Origin of the sequence: Mesorhizobium newzealandense (genome assembly GCF_042682145.1) — a bacterium.
GTDB lineage: Bacteria > Pseudomonadota > Alphaproteobacteria > Rhizobiales > Rhizobiaceae > Mesorhizobium > Mesorhizobium newzealandense.
This window is the reverse complement of record NZ_JBHUGZ010000007.1, coordinates 413,966-427,450: the sequence shown is the minus strand read 5'-3', so window position 1 is coordinate 427,450 and position 13,485 is coordinate 413,966. Positions and strand designations below refer to the sequence as shown.

Here is a 13,485-nt window from a genome sequence, read left to right as displayed (position 1 = left end):
TTCGAAAACGCTAAAACGCAACATCATCGGCCCGATCGCAAGATCGGGCCGCTTTGTTTTTAAGGGTCGCGATCCGGTGCGTCCCCCCTTCTCCCCTTGTGGGAGAAGGGAAGAGGCGCCCACCCAATGCGGATCAGGCTCGGATCGGGCTCAGACCGGCCTACCCCTTCGGCAACACCTGCAGCGTCTGCTCGTCAAACAACGGCTGGTCCTGGCCGATGCGGACGAACAGCAGCTTTCGCGCCGCACCAGCCGGCACCTCGAAATACTGGATGCCGTCAGGCATTTCGCCCCAATCGCCGCAGGGCGGGTCGGGGATCTCGTTGGGATCGGCAAGCGCTTCCAGTTCCTTCGCGTAGGCGGCGTCGGGGCTGAATGTGTAGCGTTTGACGCCCGCGGGCACGGTGCCCTCCGTGTAAGGCGCCAGCACGCAGCGTGCGCTAACGGTCTTGTCGGTCTTTTCCAGGAACAGCCGCAGCAAGGCAGCCTCGGCGGTTTCGCCGGGCTGGATATCGAACACCTCGACAAGTGGGGCGGCCGCGCCGCCGTCGCTGTATTTGATGGCGAGAGCGTTGCCGGCGAACTCGAAATGGATCTGGCGGAAGCCGAAATCGCAACGCTGCACCCAGGCGGCAAGCCCGACATTTTTGTCCGTCAGCCTTTCCCAGGCGCATTTGTCGATGGGCGGGTGCGACGGCGCCGGCTCGTCCGCACGCGCCACGGCCGATATCGCCACGGATGCAAACAGGGCACTGCCCCAGACAATCGATCTCATGGCGCTATTCATCGCTGCATCCTGTCAAAGTGAAGGCGTCCCATGCCGAGCCATTGGGATTGGCGTTGGCGAAATCGGCCCATTCGGTGAAAGCCGCGCCGAAATCGGGCAGCAGAAGCCCTTTCGGAGCCGGTGTCGCTTCGCTCGAATTCAACTGCTCGGCGCCGCCGCCGGTCAAGGCGTAGACCTGTCCATCCCATATCCTGCACAGTCCGCTGCCATCCTGCAGGCCCGCTTCGCGATCGTCGTCGGTGCAGGTGTGGCGGATGGTGCCGAGCGGAAACGAATTCTTGCCATTCGTCCAGGTGATGTCGGCCGGCAGGTGGGTGTCGGTATGGGGAACGGTGAGCGAAAATACCTCGGCCGTCAGCGCGGCCGGTTCGTTGGCGAGCGGCCGAAATTGCATGACCGCGCCCGAGCGCGGTTCCCGATAGGTGGCATGGCTCAGCAGACATTCCCCGGCACTCGCCGTCTGCGGCGGGCCGAGCAGGCCCAGGAACACGAAGGCCAGTTTGCGGATGATCATCAAATGTCTCTGGGAAGGCGTTGTGAGAGCCAAAAACCTGTCCTCACACCAGCCCGACCAAAAAGACAGCGCCGCCGAGAAATCCTGCCGAACAGACCCACAGCAGCCAGAGCCCGCGCACCCGGCATTCGAGCACGGCCGAGCCGGGGTTGGCGGGATCATAGTGCACGTCGACCTTGCTGCCCTCGACATAGCGACGCGCCTGGCCACCGACGAGGCCGGGCAGCGAAGCCGTGACCGTGGCTCCGAAGGTGACGCGGTCGGCGCTGTAGCGCTGGCCGGCGACGCCATAGCTGTAGACGATGCGAGATTTGAAAACGGTGCGCCAGCGTTGATAGCTTGAATGGGTTCGCAGCGCCTGCAGACCCGAGAAATCAATGCGACCGGCGGCGACCGGCCATTTTGCCGCCTGCTCGGCAAGCGACTTCTGGGCAAAGCCCATGCGCAGGGCGAACAGGCCCATGAACAGCAGCAATGCCGCGGCACCGAGGTTTTGCGGTTTGGGCAGATGCGGGCGGATCGCCTCGAGCACGCCGCCGACGGAAAACACCAGAACCGCCGTGCCGATCACCAAACCGGCCGAGAGCTGGACCATAAACTTGAAGGCACCATCCGGCATGGTGCGCTCGATTACGGCTTTGCTTGGGTCGGCTGGATTGTAGAAGACGGTCACCTCCGCGCCGCGGGGAAACTGCGCAAGGGTTTCGGGGACTTCAAAGTTCCCCAAATTCTCCTTCACGCTGTAGCGCGAGCTTTGAAATTTCTTGCCGCCGACTTTGTATTCGAAGGTGATGGCCGGGAAATTGCGCATCTCCGTGGTATCGGTGCTGTCCGAGCCAGCGCCCGAGCTTCTGACCTCACGCGCCTCGACGCGTGACGAGATGATCTTTCCCGGCGTCGGCAACCAGCGGCTGAGCGCCTGCACCTCTCGCCATTTCACAAAGGTGATGAGCGACAGCATGCCGGAGACCGCGCAGGCAAAGCCGACAAGCAGAAATTTGAGTTCCAGCTCCACCCTGATCCCCCCGGAGTGCAGGAACAGGCACTAGACAGCACTGCGGCGGCAATGTCCCGCTTATTCGCAAAGGCGCCGAAGTGACCGGCCCGGCGAATGCAAATAGCTCGGCGCTGCCGGCAGCGTCTCAGTCATCGATCGCCATGACACGAACATAGGCTTCGCATCATCGCGGTTCTCAAGCATCCGGTCCTCGACATCGGCTATGGCGATTGTCATCCTGCCCGTTCAACATTTCAGATGGAACGCGAAATGATCGATCATATCACCATCGAAGTGGGCGACCTGGAGAAGAGTAAGCTCTTCTACGAACGTGCTTTCGTGCCTTTGGAGTATCGCGTGTCCTTCGGCAAGCAGGGCCTGTTCTGGGCCTTCGATGTCGGCGATGGTTGCCTGTTCGAGATCCAGCGCACAGACCAGAAGCCACCGCTCACCCGCCTCCACGTCGCCTTCCGGGTGCGCAGCCGAGCGGAGGTCGATGCATTCCATCGGGCTGCACTTGAGGCGGGCGCCGGGGACAATGGCGCGCCAGGCCCGCGTCCGGATTATGCGAAGAATTATTACGCCTGCTTCGTGCTCGATCCCGATGGCTATAATATCGAGGCGATGATCAACGAGACGTAACGCGCGCTTGTCCTTTCCGCGGCTTCATGACGGCCTCACAGCCAGGAAGGTGTTCCATTCCTCGCTGTTGCGGCCAATGTTGAAATCGTCCCTGATAAGGACCAGCCCGGCGTTTTCGATGCGGGCAGCGAAGTCGTCCCTGCGCCAGTAGACCGTGTGATATTCGCCACCCGTCTCGCCATCGCCATTGCGCATCGATACGAGGAAGGCGCCGCCTGGCCGCAGCGATCCGGCTACCTTGGCAAGAACCTGGTCGGTCTGGTCGCGAGGCACATGGATCAGGACGCACAGGGCCAAGACTGCGTCATAGGGGCCGCCGAGATCATCGGTGATGAGATCGAGCAGCTCACCGTGCTTGCCGCGCGCGGCCTGCAGCTCGAGAAACCGCCTTGTCGCGTCGGTGCGCCGAACCCTAGCGCCCAAGGCCTCCAGAAAGTCGGCGTCGTATCCCGCTCCCGACCCGACTTCCAGAATCTGGCCGCCCGTGCCGGCGATCGCCACGAGGCGCCTTAGCGCTGCCTGTTCCCTCGGGTTGGGAACATGCCGCACGATTGCATCATACTGTTCCGCATAATCCTCGTAGGAGGAGATCGTCTGACGGCTCTTCGCCAGGGCCTCTGCAGATACGCTCATCTTTTCCTCCCGTTTGCACCAGTCAATGCACGCAAGTCAGCGGAGCACGCAAGTTAGCGGGTGCTGCCGGCAGGGGCGTGTCCGTCGAGCACGCCGATATCGCGCAGGAAATGATCCGACAGCGCACGGTGGTCGAGCACGCCGCGCGTGCGGGGTCTGAACGGAGCGGTGAAGAGGTCGAGCACCGGACGACGAAGTGTGTTGTAGAGGGTCATTGCCGTGTCCTTTCGGGTTCGAGTTGATGACCAGAGTATGCCTGTTCGCGGCCTTGGCTTCCAATCGAACGTCGCGTACTATGCATCAGGAGGATTGATGCGTCATGAGTTGGGAGCTACCACCGCTGGGCGCCATTCGCGTCTTTGAAGCCGCGGCGCGGCTGGGCAGTTTCACCAAGGCGGCCGAGGAACTCGGCATGACACAGTCGGCGGCCAGCTATCAGATCAAGGTGCTGGAAGAGCGCGCCGGAACGCCGCTTTTCATAAGAAAAACAAGGCAAATCGCCTTGACCGAAGCTGGACAGCAATTGGCGCCGCACGCAACGGGCGCATTCTCGGCCCTGGCCGACGCGTGGGTCGCCACAAAGGGTGGAGCGACTGGCGTGCTGTCCGTCACATGTTAACGGCTGCGAGAAAGCGCGGACAAATGGTGCCGAGGATTGTGGAGGAGAAAGCGGCCCGATGGGGCCGCTTTGTATTTTTTACCAGGAGGGATCGAGAGGATGGGGCTTTTGCCCTGTCTGCTCGTCGCTGGAAGGGTGCTGATCGTCAGGGGCTTGTTGGTGACGGACAAACTGCTGGATGTGGGGAGCGTAACGGCTCCAGATGCAGTCTCGCAGATCGTCGAGGAGTTCGAAGACGGCGGCTGCTTGCTCGGGTGTCCATTCGGCATTGACGATGAACTGGATTCCACGCCCGAGACCGGACGGCTGATGAGGATTTCCGGTCATGCTGCAGGCTCCTTTTCGTCAGCGGGGTGGCTGGTGCGTTGTTGACGCTGCGCCTTCGAGCGCTCGGAGGCTTCCTTGAAGCGGTAAGAATCGCCTTCGATGGGAATGACCTCACAATGGTGCAAAAGGCGATCGACCAGACTGACGACGCAGGCGGCATTGGGGAAGACCTCCGACCATTGCGCGAAGGGCTTGTTGGTGGTGACGATGGTCGAGCGTTTCTCGTATCGGCGGCTGATGAGATCGAACAGCAGATCGGCATGACGGTTGGAATAGGAGAGATATCCGACCTCGTCGATGACCAGGATATCGGGCGCCGCATAGTACTGCAGCTTTCGGCGGAGCATGGAATCGCTGTCGATGGCGGCGAGCTCGCCGAGCATTTCGCTGGCGGTGCGGAAGAGGACCGAATGGCCGGCGACCAGCGCCTGGTAGGCGACGTTAAGAGCGAGCGTGGACTTGCCGACGCCGTTAGGGCCAATAAGGACGATGTTGGCGGCCTCCTTGACGAAGGACAGCGTCATCAGTTCCTCGATGGCGGCGCGATCGATACGACGCGGCCATTTCCAGTCGTAATCGGCCAGTTGCCTGAAGTGGCCAAGCCTGGCGGCGCGCATGCGTCGCCGCAATGAGCGGTCGGAGCGCTCTTCTTCCTCCCATTGAAGCACGGCGGCCAGCCACGGCGCGTCGGCGATTTCGTCCCAGTGGGCGATCAGGCCATTGAGGCGCAGCGCCCTGGCGCGGTTGAACAGGATGCCGGGATTATTCATCGTCGTTGCCTGCGCAAGTGAGTTGATCGTAACGGTCGAGCTTGTGGGGCTGTACGACCGTATCCTTTTTGCGGACATGCTCCGGCAGCCTTGTTTCGACCGGCGGTGGAGCGCCACGCGCGATCCGGCGGCGTTCGAGCGCGACGTGAACCGATCTCGAATGAGAGGCCCCGGCCTGCAAGGCATCTTCGACGGCGGCCTGGAGTTCGGTGGCGCCGTAGAGGTCGAGCAGTTTGAGCATGGCATTGGTGATCGCGCCGATATTGGCGCCGCGCTCGGCGGCGTGGATCATCAGTTTCTGGCAGGCCGGCACGGCGCGCGTCAAACTGTTGAGGCCCCGATGCTGGCGCGCTTCGCGCTTGACGGCGACGAGCGCCTTGAGGTGCCGGGGGTCTTCGATCTGCTGGCCCCGGTCGTAGCTGCGGCGGTGGCTGGCGATCATCGTGGCGGCATCGAATATCCGGACCTGGGCGAGATCGGCGCGCACGGTGAGCGTGCGCCGGACATGAGTATGGGGAACCGAGTAATCGTTCAGGTCGAAGCGGACATAGGGTGTCTTTCCGACCTTCGCGGCGATCTGCTCCTCGATGGGGTACGGGTTGGTGGGCAATGGCAGAAGCATGGGCTGCTCCTGCGCAAACACCTGACGAACCGTCATCGTCCGGTCCTCGGGGCATGGCCGGTCGGCGGCCTGGTTGCGGCACCATTGTTCGGCCTGGGCATTCAGATCGTCGAGGTCCTTGAACTTGCGGGCGATGAAGAAGGCTTCCCGGATGTGGCGAATGGCGCGCTCGACGCGGCCCTTTTCGTTGCCCCGCGCCACGGCGACGGGACGGGGCTCGAAGCGATAATGGCCCGCGAAGGCCAGAAGTGTCGGATGGAACCGGATGGCATCGCCGTGACGCTCAAGCACAGCGCTCTTAAGGTTGTCATAGAGCAGCACCCTGGGCAAACCATTCCAGGCGTTGAACGCACCGGCGTGGCCGCGCAGGAAGTTTTCCATGCGGGCATCAAGAAAGAAGCGCAGATAGATGTCGCGCGAGTAGGACAACACCATGACGAAGGCCATCAGCGGGCGGCGAGCCTTGCCGATTTCGATGTGACCAAAATGCGCCCAGTCGACCTGGCCTTGCTCGCCCGGCAGGGTGCGCAGACGCAGGAACGCTTCCGCAGCCTTGCGCGGACGGTGGAGCGCGATCATATGCCGGAAGTGGGAGGACGAGCCCTTGTAGCCGCGCTCCTGCACCATCCCGTACAGGCGGCTGGCGGTCAGGTCTGGATATGTCTCAAGCGTCCGCTGGACGAACGGCAGATACTGGTCGACCTCGGCGGGACGTATCACCGGCCTGTGGCGGGGCAGACCGGCCTCCTTCAGAACCCGGAAGACCGTCGTATGGTGGCAATGCAATTGCGTTGCGATCGTTCCACAGCGCCACCTCTCAACGTGGTACAGGCGCAGGATCATCGCTTCCTTCTCGGCGGATATGGTCATCGGTTGGGTCTCCATAGTCGTGTTGACGGACATAGGCCCCTCGGCGACGCACGAAGCCGCCGCGAAAGAACGGCGGCAGCCGACAACTGCAGCGCCGGCAGCACGGAGCCGGAGGGATCGATGGCACCGCTTCAGCGGTGACGTCGTCCAGTGCGACGGTGCCGTCGATCAGGGGCGCGTTCAGTCGTGAACCATCCGGCAGACAAGGTGGAGACTGATGCGTCACGTTGTTTTTGCAGCGCTGGCGATATCGGCGGGAGCGGTCGGCGTGGGCAAAGCGGCCCCGGCGGGTGTTCTGGTAGCGCAGCCCCGCCGCACGCAGACTGTCACGGCGGGCTTCATGGGCGCAGTCAGAACCACAGAAGCGCTGACCCCGATCGCAATGCCGGCAAAGCAAGACCTGTGAGCGGCACCGTGCGCAGAGAAAGAAACGACCGGTTTGCATTGCGGCGGCGAACCTCTCGGAACGCCGTCGGGATTGCGGGGAAAAGCTCGACGGAATGCGCCAATGCCATTATGCTGGCGCATACCGTGAACCAGTCGGCATCAGTGCCCGGGGACCTGCAAGTCCCCTCACACGGGCCGTTGGGATAGGACATCGAGTTTACGTGGTAGTGGGTCGATGTCTGATTGCGGCGCTCCGCACATGTAGCATGCGCGGACGCAGCGCGGGATGCGCCTCAGTCGCCCTCCGGGCTCCTGTCGGCGCATCCCGCGCTCTCATCCCCAACCAAATCAGATCATCAGCGTCATTCAGCACCACTCCGAGCCGAATTCCGCATCAATTCCCTCTCGGCGCCATCTATACGCGGTTCTCAACCGCCATCGACAGTCACAACCTCGGAAACATTCGCATCGAACTGGCTGGCCGTTTGGCTTGGAACATTCCAGCTGATGCATCCCGATCTCGCCGTGAAGGTCAATACATCGTCCCGGCTGGTCGATTTCACGCGCGAGGACATGGATATCGGGATCAGAACCGGCACCGGAAAATGGCCCGGCCTGACAACTCACTATTTGTTCAAGGCGGACTATACGCCAATGCTCAGCCCGAAACTGGCCGAGAGCGTGGGCGGCATTCGCCACCCCGAGGACCTCTACAAGGTGGCGCTGTGCTGTGCCGACGATCCCTGGTGGAAAATCTGGTTCGAAGCAGCCGGCGTACCCTTCGAGCCCGATCGCGTCATCGCCGGACCGAACCTGGGCTCGCAGGCTTACGATGCAATGGCGGCGCTGACCGACCAGGGCGCCGCGATCCTGACCCGCAACATCTACAGCGCCCTGCTCGCAAAGGGCCAGTTGATACAGCCATTTGAAGTGCTGGGATCGGATGGTGACGGCTATTGGCTGGTGCACCTGGAAAGCCGCCGCAACACACCGAAGATCAAGGGGTTCCGAGACTGGGTGCTGGCCCAGACGGCTGACATACGCGAGCGCGAAGTACGCCGGGCCTGATGGACGATTTCAGTCAGCGTCGGCGACGGAAACCCGTCCGCCGGCCCAGGCGCGCCATTGCCGTTCGTCGCCGTGGAAGACGTTGAGGTCGATGCGGCCGGTGACGCCGTGCGACAGGCCGGAGCCGGAATACTGCCAGAACAGCCATTTGCGGTCGGGGTAGACCTTCGACGGATGCCGCGCCACTGCGCGCAGCCAGAAGGGATAATCGAGGAATTCGCCCCTGAGATTGTCGCGGTAGAAATCAGGCGCGGTGTAGATGATGGGCCGCTGGCCGTAATGGCGCTCCAGCTTGTCCATGAACACCTGCATCTTTTCCAGCACCTTTTCGCGCGACGGCCGCCGCTTGCAGCTGGATTCGCCATTATACTCGACGTCGATCACCGGCGGCAGCGCGCCATCCATCTTCGGCACATTGCGGATGAACCAGTCGGCCTGCTCACCCGCCGTGCGGCACCAGTAGAAGAAATGATAGGCGCCGCGCTTCAGGCCGGCGGCATCGGCATTGCGCCAGTTCTTCATGAACATCGGATCGAGATGGTCGCCGCCATCGGTCGCCTTGATGTAGGCGAAGTTGGCGCCCTGGGCGCGCAGCTTGTCCCAGTTGACGTTGCCCTGCCAGCGCGAGACGTCGACGCCATGCACGGCGAGGTGCCGGGGCGAGGACCGGCCGAAATTGATCGGCTTGGCGTCGCGAAAGCCGTAACGGGTGACCGGCCCGGCAAGCATAGCCGGGGCGGGACGTGTCAGGAGCCTCGGCGGCGACACCAGCGCGGCCGGCTCGACGGGCAGCCCGCCGATATCAGGCGCTTCGGGATCGGGCACTTCGGGCGGCGCAAACGCGACGGTCTCTTCCTCCTCCGCCAGGCCGAAAGGCCGAGCATTTTCGGCCGGACCATCGTCAGGCATTTGCGCCATCTGGGGCCTCGCCGCGCTCCTGGCCATTGCCTTCGGAGCGGCGGCGATCGGCGCTGGCGGCCGTATCACCGAACTGGTGGTTTCGTTGGACGGTTTCTGCAAATCCAGCGCATCGACGCCGGCCGTCGACGAACAGCCGGCAAGGCATAGCGATGCGACAAAGAAACTGATGACGCCCGGAATCCGCATCTGGACCTGTACTCAAAACACAACAGACCGAGGGCGAAACGACAGCCGACGGACAAACCAGATCAGTTATGAACGAGGAATTACCAATAAAGTTTGAATCAATTTTTTTTCGCGTGCGCCAGCACCGATGTCTGGCTCCCGGAGCAAGCGATCGACCAGCCTTGCGGAGCGGGTTGGTAAAGCCGCTAGGGCTTTCTGAAGACGCCGATCATCGGCCCCAGATTCCAGTAGTCGTCATTGCGGCCGATGGCCGGAGCGAACAGGCTGGATATGGTGCCGTCCAGAAACAGCGCGTTGTCGCAGCCGAGCGCATCGCGGAAAAGGCGGGCGAAGGCATGGAAGGTCACCGTGCCGTTCGAAATGGCAAAGACGGCGACGCCGTCCTTTCGCACGCCGACACCGTCGCGGGTCTTGCGCGAGGTGCTGTCGGCCTGGAATTTCGGATGCAGTTGGCCGTCGATCACCAGCATCGGCCCGGATTGCGTCGCATAGTCGAGCGGCGGCCGTTTTTTCACAAACTCCCTGGTGGAGCGAACTGCGGCCTTGCCGTTGCTCATGTAGAAAATGCCGTTCGGCTGCATCGAAAAATTGCCACTTCCCGATCCCGTCTTCACCGAGGCAATTTCCTTGCGGCGTTCGACATAGAGACCGACCGGATCGAGGTTGGGGTGATACATGCCGGCATTGATGGCAAACAGCATGGTGCGCCCGGCGGCCTGCTGCGCGGCATTGAGATTGTGCAGCGACTGAAACGGCTTGCCCGCCCGATCTTTCCAGAACAGTTCGACCTGATATCGTTTCGGATCGACCTCGCAAACGAGATAGCTGGTCGCCTCAAACGCAAAGTCCCGGCATGGCGGCAGCGAGGCGAGCCATTGGCCAAAGCCCATGCCGAGTGCCGCCACTGACGGCAGCGCGCCCTTGGCCAGCGCCAGCAACAGCGGCAGCGATTGCAGGAGGGTAAATAAATCCATGCGCGTACCGGAATCGAAGTTGAGGGTCCGATACGGATATAGCCTGTTTCAAGCGGTACTGTGGACGGGCCCTAAAGCGCATCGCGTTGAACGGAATGAGCGACGCGCTTTTGCTTTATGCATGTCGTTTTCCCAAAACCGGCGCCACTTTTGGGCGACGTGCATCAGGCAAGCCATCCCATCGCCACACCCAGCAGCAGGACAACGCCGAGCAGGCCGCGATAGATGACGAACGGCCAGGCCGAAAAACGCTCCAACACGCGCATCAGGCCCCATATGGCGAAGAAGGCCGAAACCGAGGCGACGACCAAACCCACCGCCAGAACCGACCAGCCGTGAGCATTGAGATGGACCTTGTGCAGTTCCCAAAGCTCCTTGAGGCCGGCGAGCGCGATCGCGGGCAACCCGAGCAGGAACGAGAACCGCGCCGCCTCGGCCCGCTTGAAGCCGAGCCCGAGCGCCGCCGTCAGGGTCGAGCCCGAGCGCGAGACACCAGGAATCAGCGCGCCGATCTGGGCGACGCCGACGAGCAGCGCATCGGCCAACGACGCTTCGCCCATGCTGCGTCGGTGACTGGCAAAAATCTCGGCAAGCGCCAGCAGCACCGCCATGGCGATGCAAGCCCAGCCGATCACCGTCAGGCTGCGCAGCGGCGAATTGCAGGCGTTGAGCACGCCCGACAGCGCCACCCCAGCGATGACGATCGGGATGGTCGCCAGCACGATCCACAGTGCCAGCCGGAAATGCCGGTCGGCGAAATCGCGTCGCGTCAGGGCGTCGAGCGAACCGAACAGGATATCCCTGACGTCGCTCCAGAAATAGCTGACCACCGCGGCAAGCGCCGCAAGCTGCATGGCGGCGGAGAAGGCAGAACCCGGATCCTGCCAGCCGAGCACGGCCGGCACGATACGCATATGCGCGGTCGAGGAAATCGGCAGCAATTCGGTGATGCCTTGCACCACGCCGAGGAACGCCACCTTGGCGAATCCCAGGCCGACAAAGCCAGTGTCGACGCCTTGAGTGCAGATGTCGGCCAATGTCGAATTCCATGTATGAGAGATCGGGCTTGCGCGGGATCGACCAGTGTCGGTCAATCCCGGGCAAGCCTTATCGTCATGGACCGGATAATCAATTTACGGATTTGTAAGCTGGCGCTGGTGCACCGGAATGCGTGGCGTTCAAAGCCAGGCCCGCCTTGGGCCGGCTTTGAGTGTTCATGCGGGAAATCGCAACGCGATTATGGGCAGAGCCAGAGTTTCTGGCATGTCCTGGCGATCACATGCGCCGGCGGAACGACAGGCTCGTCGACGGAAGGCCGGCGTGCCCGTTCGAGCAGCATGCGCACCTGTTCCGGGCGCACATGAGCGCACTCCATCACAAGCAGGACCATCGGATCGCTCAAAAGCTCGTCCAGGGTGCTGATGCTGTCGTTCATCGGTCGTCTCCTCGAATGCCGTGCCCGCGCCCCTTAAATAGGAAGACAATGATGGCCCGCCAATGACGCTTTGCCGGCTATCTCGTGTCTCTTTCGATTAAATTTTGGTCATGCTTGCGCTCTCCCTTCGCCCGCTTGGGAGAAGGGAAAAGCCTAGCCTGGCGGCGGTGCGCCTTCATATTGCGGCAGGCCGTCGTCGAGCATAATCCAGGCCTGCTTCGAGGCCGTGAAAATATGCATTTGCGGCCTGAAGACCGTGGGATCGTCGAGCGAGCCGGTGGTGATGCCGATGATGCCGGCGGAATCGCGCCGCGAGAACATCGTCGTGCCGCAGCTCGAGCAAAAGCCGCGCTTGAGATCCGGCGAGGTGTTCACCGTCGCCAACGGCCCGTCGACCGTCACATCATCGATGCGAAACAACACGCGTGCGTTGAAGGCGGCGCCGATCACCTTCTGGCAGAGCCGGCAATGGCAAACGCGCTCGTTGATGGGCGCAGCGTCCGTGCGGTAGCGCACCGCCTTGCACAGGCATCCGCCCTGGTATCTTGCCATTACCCTGATCCCATCGATGGAGAGAATAACCAGCAAGGTAAAGGCGGGGCCGATTGGGTCAATTGAAAAGCTTTGATACAACGCCATCGATTATCGTGATGCGGTGGACCTGAAGCCATGACGCCGGACATCGAAACCATCGGCATTGCCGATCTGTTCGGGCCGCCCTCGTCCGCTCGCGACCGCACCGATGCCAGGATCACGGCTGCCGCCTCCGGCATCGGATTCATGGCGGTCCGGGACTTTCCCGGCGACGGCTGGCTGACGCCGGAAAGAAGGGCACAATTGCTGCGCATCTTCGCGCTTCCCGACGACGAGAAGCAGAAACTGCTGCGCTGGAATTTCGACCGCACCAAGAAGAACGTCTATCGCGGCTGGTTCCCGCTGCAGCCGGCAGCTCCGTCCTACAAGGAAGGCATCGACATGGGACCGGACCTTGCCAATCCGGGTCTTGTCGACGCGGCTCATATTCCGGTTTCTGAAGATCCGTTGTGCGAGCCGACACCCTTGCCGGCCGAAGATGCCCTGCCCGGCTGGCGCGCGGCGGCAGCGGACTACTACCGCGCGATGGAGACTGTGGGCAACGCGCTGATGCGCTCGACCGCCCACGGCCTTGGCCTGCCAGAGCCGATCTTCGATGCCTGTTTCGAAGGCGGCATCTCGACGCTGCGCCTGATCCGTTATCCCTGCGGGACACCAATGCCGGCATCGACACCAGCGGGCCGGATTTTTCGGTGGTGCACAAGGGCGAGACGCGCACCATCATCGGCCGCGAGCATGCCGATTCCGGCTTCGTCACGTTGCTGGCGCAGGACGGCGTCGAGGGCTTGCAGGTAAAAAACCTCGCCGGCGAATGGATCGACGTGCCGCCTGCCAACGGCACGCTGGCGGTTAATTTCGGCCAGTTGCTGGAGCGCTGGAGCGGCGGACGCGTCCGGGCGACGCGACACCGGGCGATCGCACCGAAGGTGATCGCACCGAAGACGGCGCGGTTCTCGATCGCGTTCTTCTACGAGCCGCGCGTCGACGCGGAGATCGCGCCACTGCCGCTGACCGGCACAGAAGCCTTCGAGCCGTTTCTCTACGGCGACTATCTCTGGGAAGCGGCGACGAATTTCGTCGAGATGAGCGGCATCAAGCATCTCAGGCAGCCGCGCCGCGCCAAAGCTTCATAAACAAAA

Annotated in this window: 17 protein-coding genes and 1 pseudogene; 5 read left to right on the top strand and 13 right to left on the bottom strand. The window is 62.4% G+C overall.

Annotated elements, in window-relative coordinates; translation table 11 throughout:
• Positions 1–160: 160 nt before the first annotated feature.
• Genes ACFSOZ_RS10950 through ACFSOZ_RS10940 form a run of 3 tightly spaced genes read right to left on the bottom strand, consistent with a single transcriptional unit; the run spans position 161 to position 2,316 of the window.
• Entirely contained in the window at positions 161–775 is a 615-nt protein-coding gene (locus tag ACFSOZ_RS10950; RefSeq protein ID WP_379097175.1) for a hypothetical protein, read from the bottom strand.
• A gap of 4 nt (positions 776–779) precedes the next feature.
• Positions 780–1,301 (bottom strand): hypothetical protein, encoded by a 522-nt coding sequence (locus ACFSOZ_RS10945; RefSeq protein WP_379097172.1) that lies wholly within the window; start codon positions 1,299–1,301, stop codon positions 780–782.
• A 43-nt stretch (positions 1,302–1,344) separates the two neighbouring features.
• On the bottom strand, positions 1,345–2,316 hold the full coding sequence (locus ACFSOZ_RS10940; RefSeq protein WP_379097168.1) for a DUF3592 domain-containing protein: 972 nt from the start codon (positions 2,314–2,316) through the stop codon (positions 1,345–1,347).
• A 252-nt stretch (positions 2,317–2,568) separates the two neighbouring features.
• Between ACFSOZ_RS10940 and ACFSOZ_RS10935 the strand changes: the two genes are divergently transcribed.
• The gene (locus tag ACFSOZ_RS10935) at positions 2,569–2,940 is read left to right on the top strand and encodes a VOC family protein (RefSeq protein ID WP_379097165.1); all 372 of its coding nucleotides are present in this window, start codon (positions 2,569–2,571) and stop codon (positions 2,938–2,940) included.
• Positions 2,941–2,964: 24 nt separating this feature from the next.
• On the opposite strand, the gene ACFSOZ_RS10930 is transcribed toward ACFSOZ_RS10935, so the two are convergent.
• Positions 2,965–3,573 (bottom strand): class I SAM-dependent DNA methyltransferase, encoded by a 609-nt coding sequence (locus tag ACFSOZ_RS10930; RefSeq protein WP_379097162.1) that lies wholly within the window; start codon positions 3,571–3,573, stop codon positions 2,965–2,967.
• 53 nt (positions 3,574–3,626) lie between these two features.
• Complete coding sequence (locus tag ACFSOZ_RS10925; protein WP_379097159.1) at positions 3,627–3,788, bottom strand: hypothetical protein; 162 nt, start codon at positions 3,786–3,788, stop codon at positions 3,627–3,629.
• A gap of 104 nt (positions 3,789–3,892) precedes the next feature.
• On the opposite strand from ACFSOZ_RS10925, the pseudogene ACFSOZ_RS10920 reads away from it, so the two are divergent.
• Positions 3,893–4,186, top strand: a pseudogene (locus ACFSOZ_RS10920) (LysR family transcriptional regulator); the annotation flags it as partial.
• Between the two features lie 84 nt (positions 4,187–4,270).
• Here the strand turns inward: ACFSOZ_RS10920 and ACFSOZ_RS10915 are convergent.
• Genes ACFSOZ_RS10915 through istA form a run of 3 tightly spaced genes read right to left on the bottom strand, consistent with a single transcriptional unit; the run spans position 4,271 to position 6,781 of the window.
• Positions 4,271–4,519, bottom strand: coding sequence for a hypothetical protein (locus ACFSOZ_RS10915; protein ID WP_095090155.1), 249 nt, complete (start codon positions 4,517–4,519; stop codon positions 4,271–4,273).
• Positions 4,516–5,289: an IS21-like element helper ATPase IstB gene (istB, locus tag ACFSOZ_RS10910; protein WP_095090157.1), complete on the bottom strand. Its 774-nt coding sequence runs from the start codon at positions 5,287–5,289 to the stop codon at positions 4,516–4,518. The genes ACFSOZ_RS10915 and istB overlap by 4 nt, the downstream gene beginning before the upstream one ends.
• On the bottom strand, positions 5,282–6,781 hold the full coding sequence (istA, locus tag ACFSOZ_RS10905; protein ID WP_379097156.1) for an IS21 family transposase: 1,500 nt from the start codon (positions 6,779–6,781) through the stop codon (positions 5,282–5,284). Before istA ends, istB begins: the two co-directional genes overlap by 8 nt.
• 630 nt (positions 6,782–7,411) lie before the next feature.
• Here istA and ACFSOZ_RS10900 point away from each other — a divergent pair.
• Positions 7,412–8,236, top strand: coding sequence for a LysR substrate-binding domain-containing protein (locus tag ACFSOZ_RS10900; RefSeq protein ID WP_379097153.1), 825 nt, complete (start codon positions 7,412–7,414; stop codon positions 8,234–8,236).
• 9 nt (positions 8,237–8,245) lie between these two features.
• Here the strand turns inward: ACFSOZ_RS10900 and ACFSOZ_RS10895 are convergent, their stop codons facing one another.
• The 5 genes from ACFSOZ_RS10895 to ACFSOZ_RS10875 all read right to left on the bottom strand — a co-directional run bounded on the left by ACFSOZ_RS10895 (position 8,246) and on the right by ACFSOZ_RS10875 (position 12,304).
• The gene (locus ACFSOZ_RS10895) at positions 8,246–9,343 is read right to left on the bottom strand and encodes a glycoside hydrolase family 25 protein (protein WP_379097150.1); all 1,098 of its coding nucleotides are present in this window, start codon (positions 9,341–9,343) and stop codon (positions 8,246–8,248) included.
• A gap of 185 nt (positions 9,344–9,528) precedes the next feature.
• Positions 9,529–10,317, bottom strand: a complete 789-nt coding sequence (locus ACFSOZ_RS10890) for a phosphodiester glycosidase family protein (protein WP_379097147.1) — start codon at positions 10,315–10,317, stop codon at positions 9,529–9,531.
• Between the two features lie 164 nt (positions 10,318–10,481).
• The gene (locus tag ACFSOZ_RS10885; protein WP_379097144.1) at positions 10,482–11,354 is read right to left on the bottom strand and encodes an undecaprenyl-diphosphate phosphatase; all 873 of its coding nucleotides are present in this window, start codon (positions 11,352–11,354) and stop codon (positions 10,482–10,484) included.
• Positions 11,355–11,554: 200 nt separating this feature from the next.
• Positions 11,555–11,752, bottom strand: a complete 198-nt coding sequence (locus tag ACFSOZ_RS10880) for a hypothetical protein (RefSeq protein WP_379097141.1) — start codon at positions 11,750–11,752, stop codon at positions 11,555–11,557.
• 153 nt (positions 11,753–11,905) lie between these two features.
• Positions 11,906–12,304: a GFA family protein gene (locus ACFSOZ_RS10875; RefSeq protein WP_379097138.1), complete on the bottom strand. Its 399-nt coding sequence runs from the start codon at positions 12,302–12,304 to the stop codon at positions 11,906–11,908.
• A 117-nt stretch (positions 12,305–12,421) separates the two neighbouring features.
• Here ACFSOZ_RS10875 and ACFSOZ_RS10870 point away from each other — a divergent pair, with 117 nt between their 5' ends.
• Entirely contained in the window at positions 12,422–13,141 is a 720-nt protein-coding gene (locus ACFSOZ_RS10870) for an isopenicillin N synthase family oxygenase (RefSeq protein WP_379097135.1), read from the top strand.
• Positions 13,039–13,479 carry a 2OG-Fe(II) oxygenase family protein gene (locus ACFSOZ_RS10865; protein WP_379097132.1) on the top strand — a complete coding sequence of 147 codons (441 nt, stop codon included), beginning with the start codon at positions 13,039–13,041 and terminating at the stop codon, positions 13,477–13,479. Before ACFSOZ_RS10870 ends, ACFSOZ_RS10865 begins: the two co-directional genes overlap by 103 nt.
• The last annotated feature ends 6 nt before the right edge of the window (positions 13,480–13,485 follow it).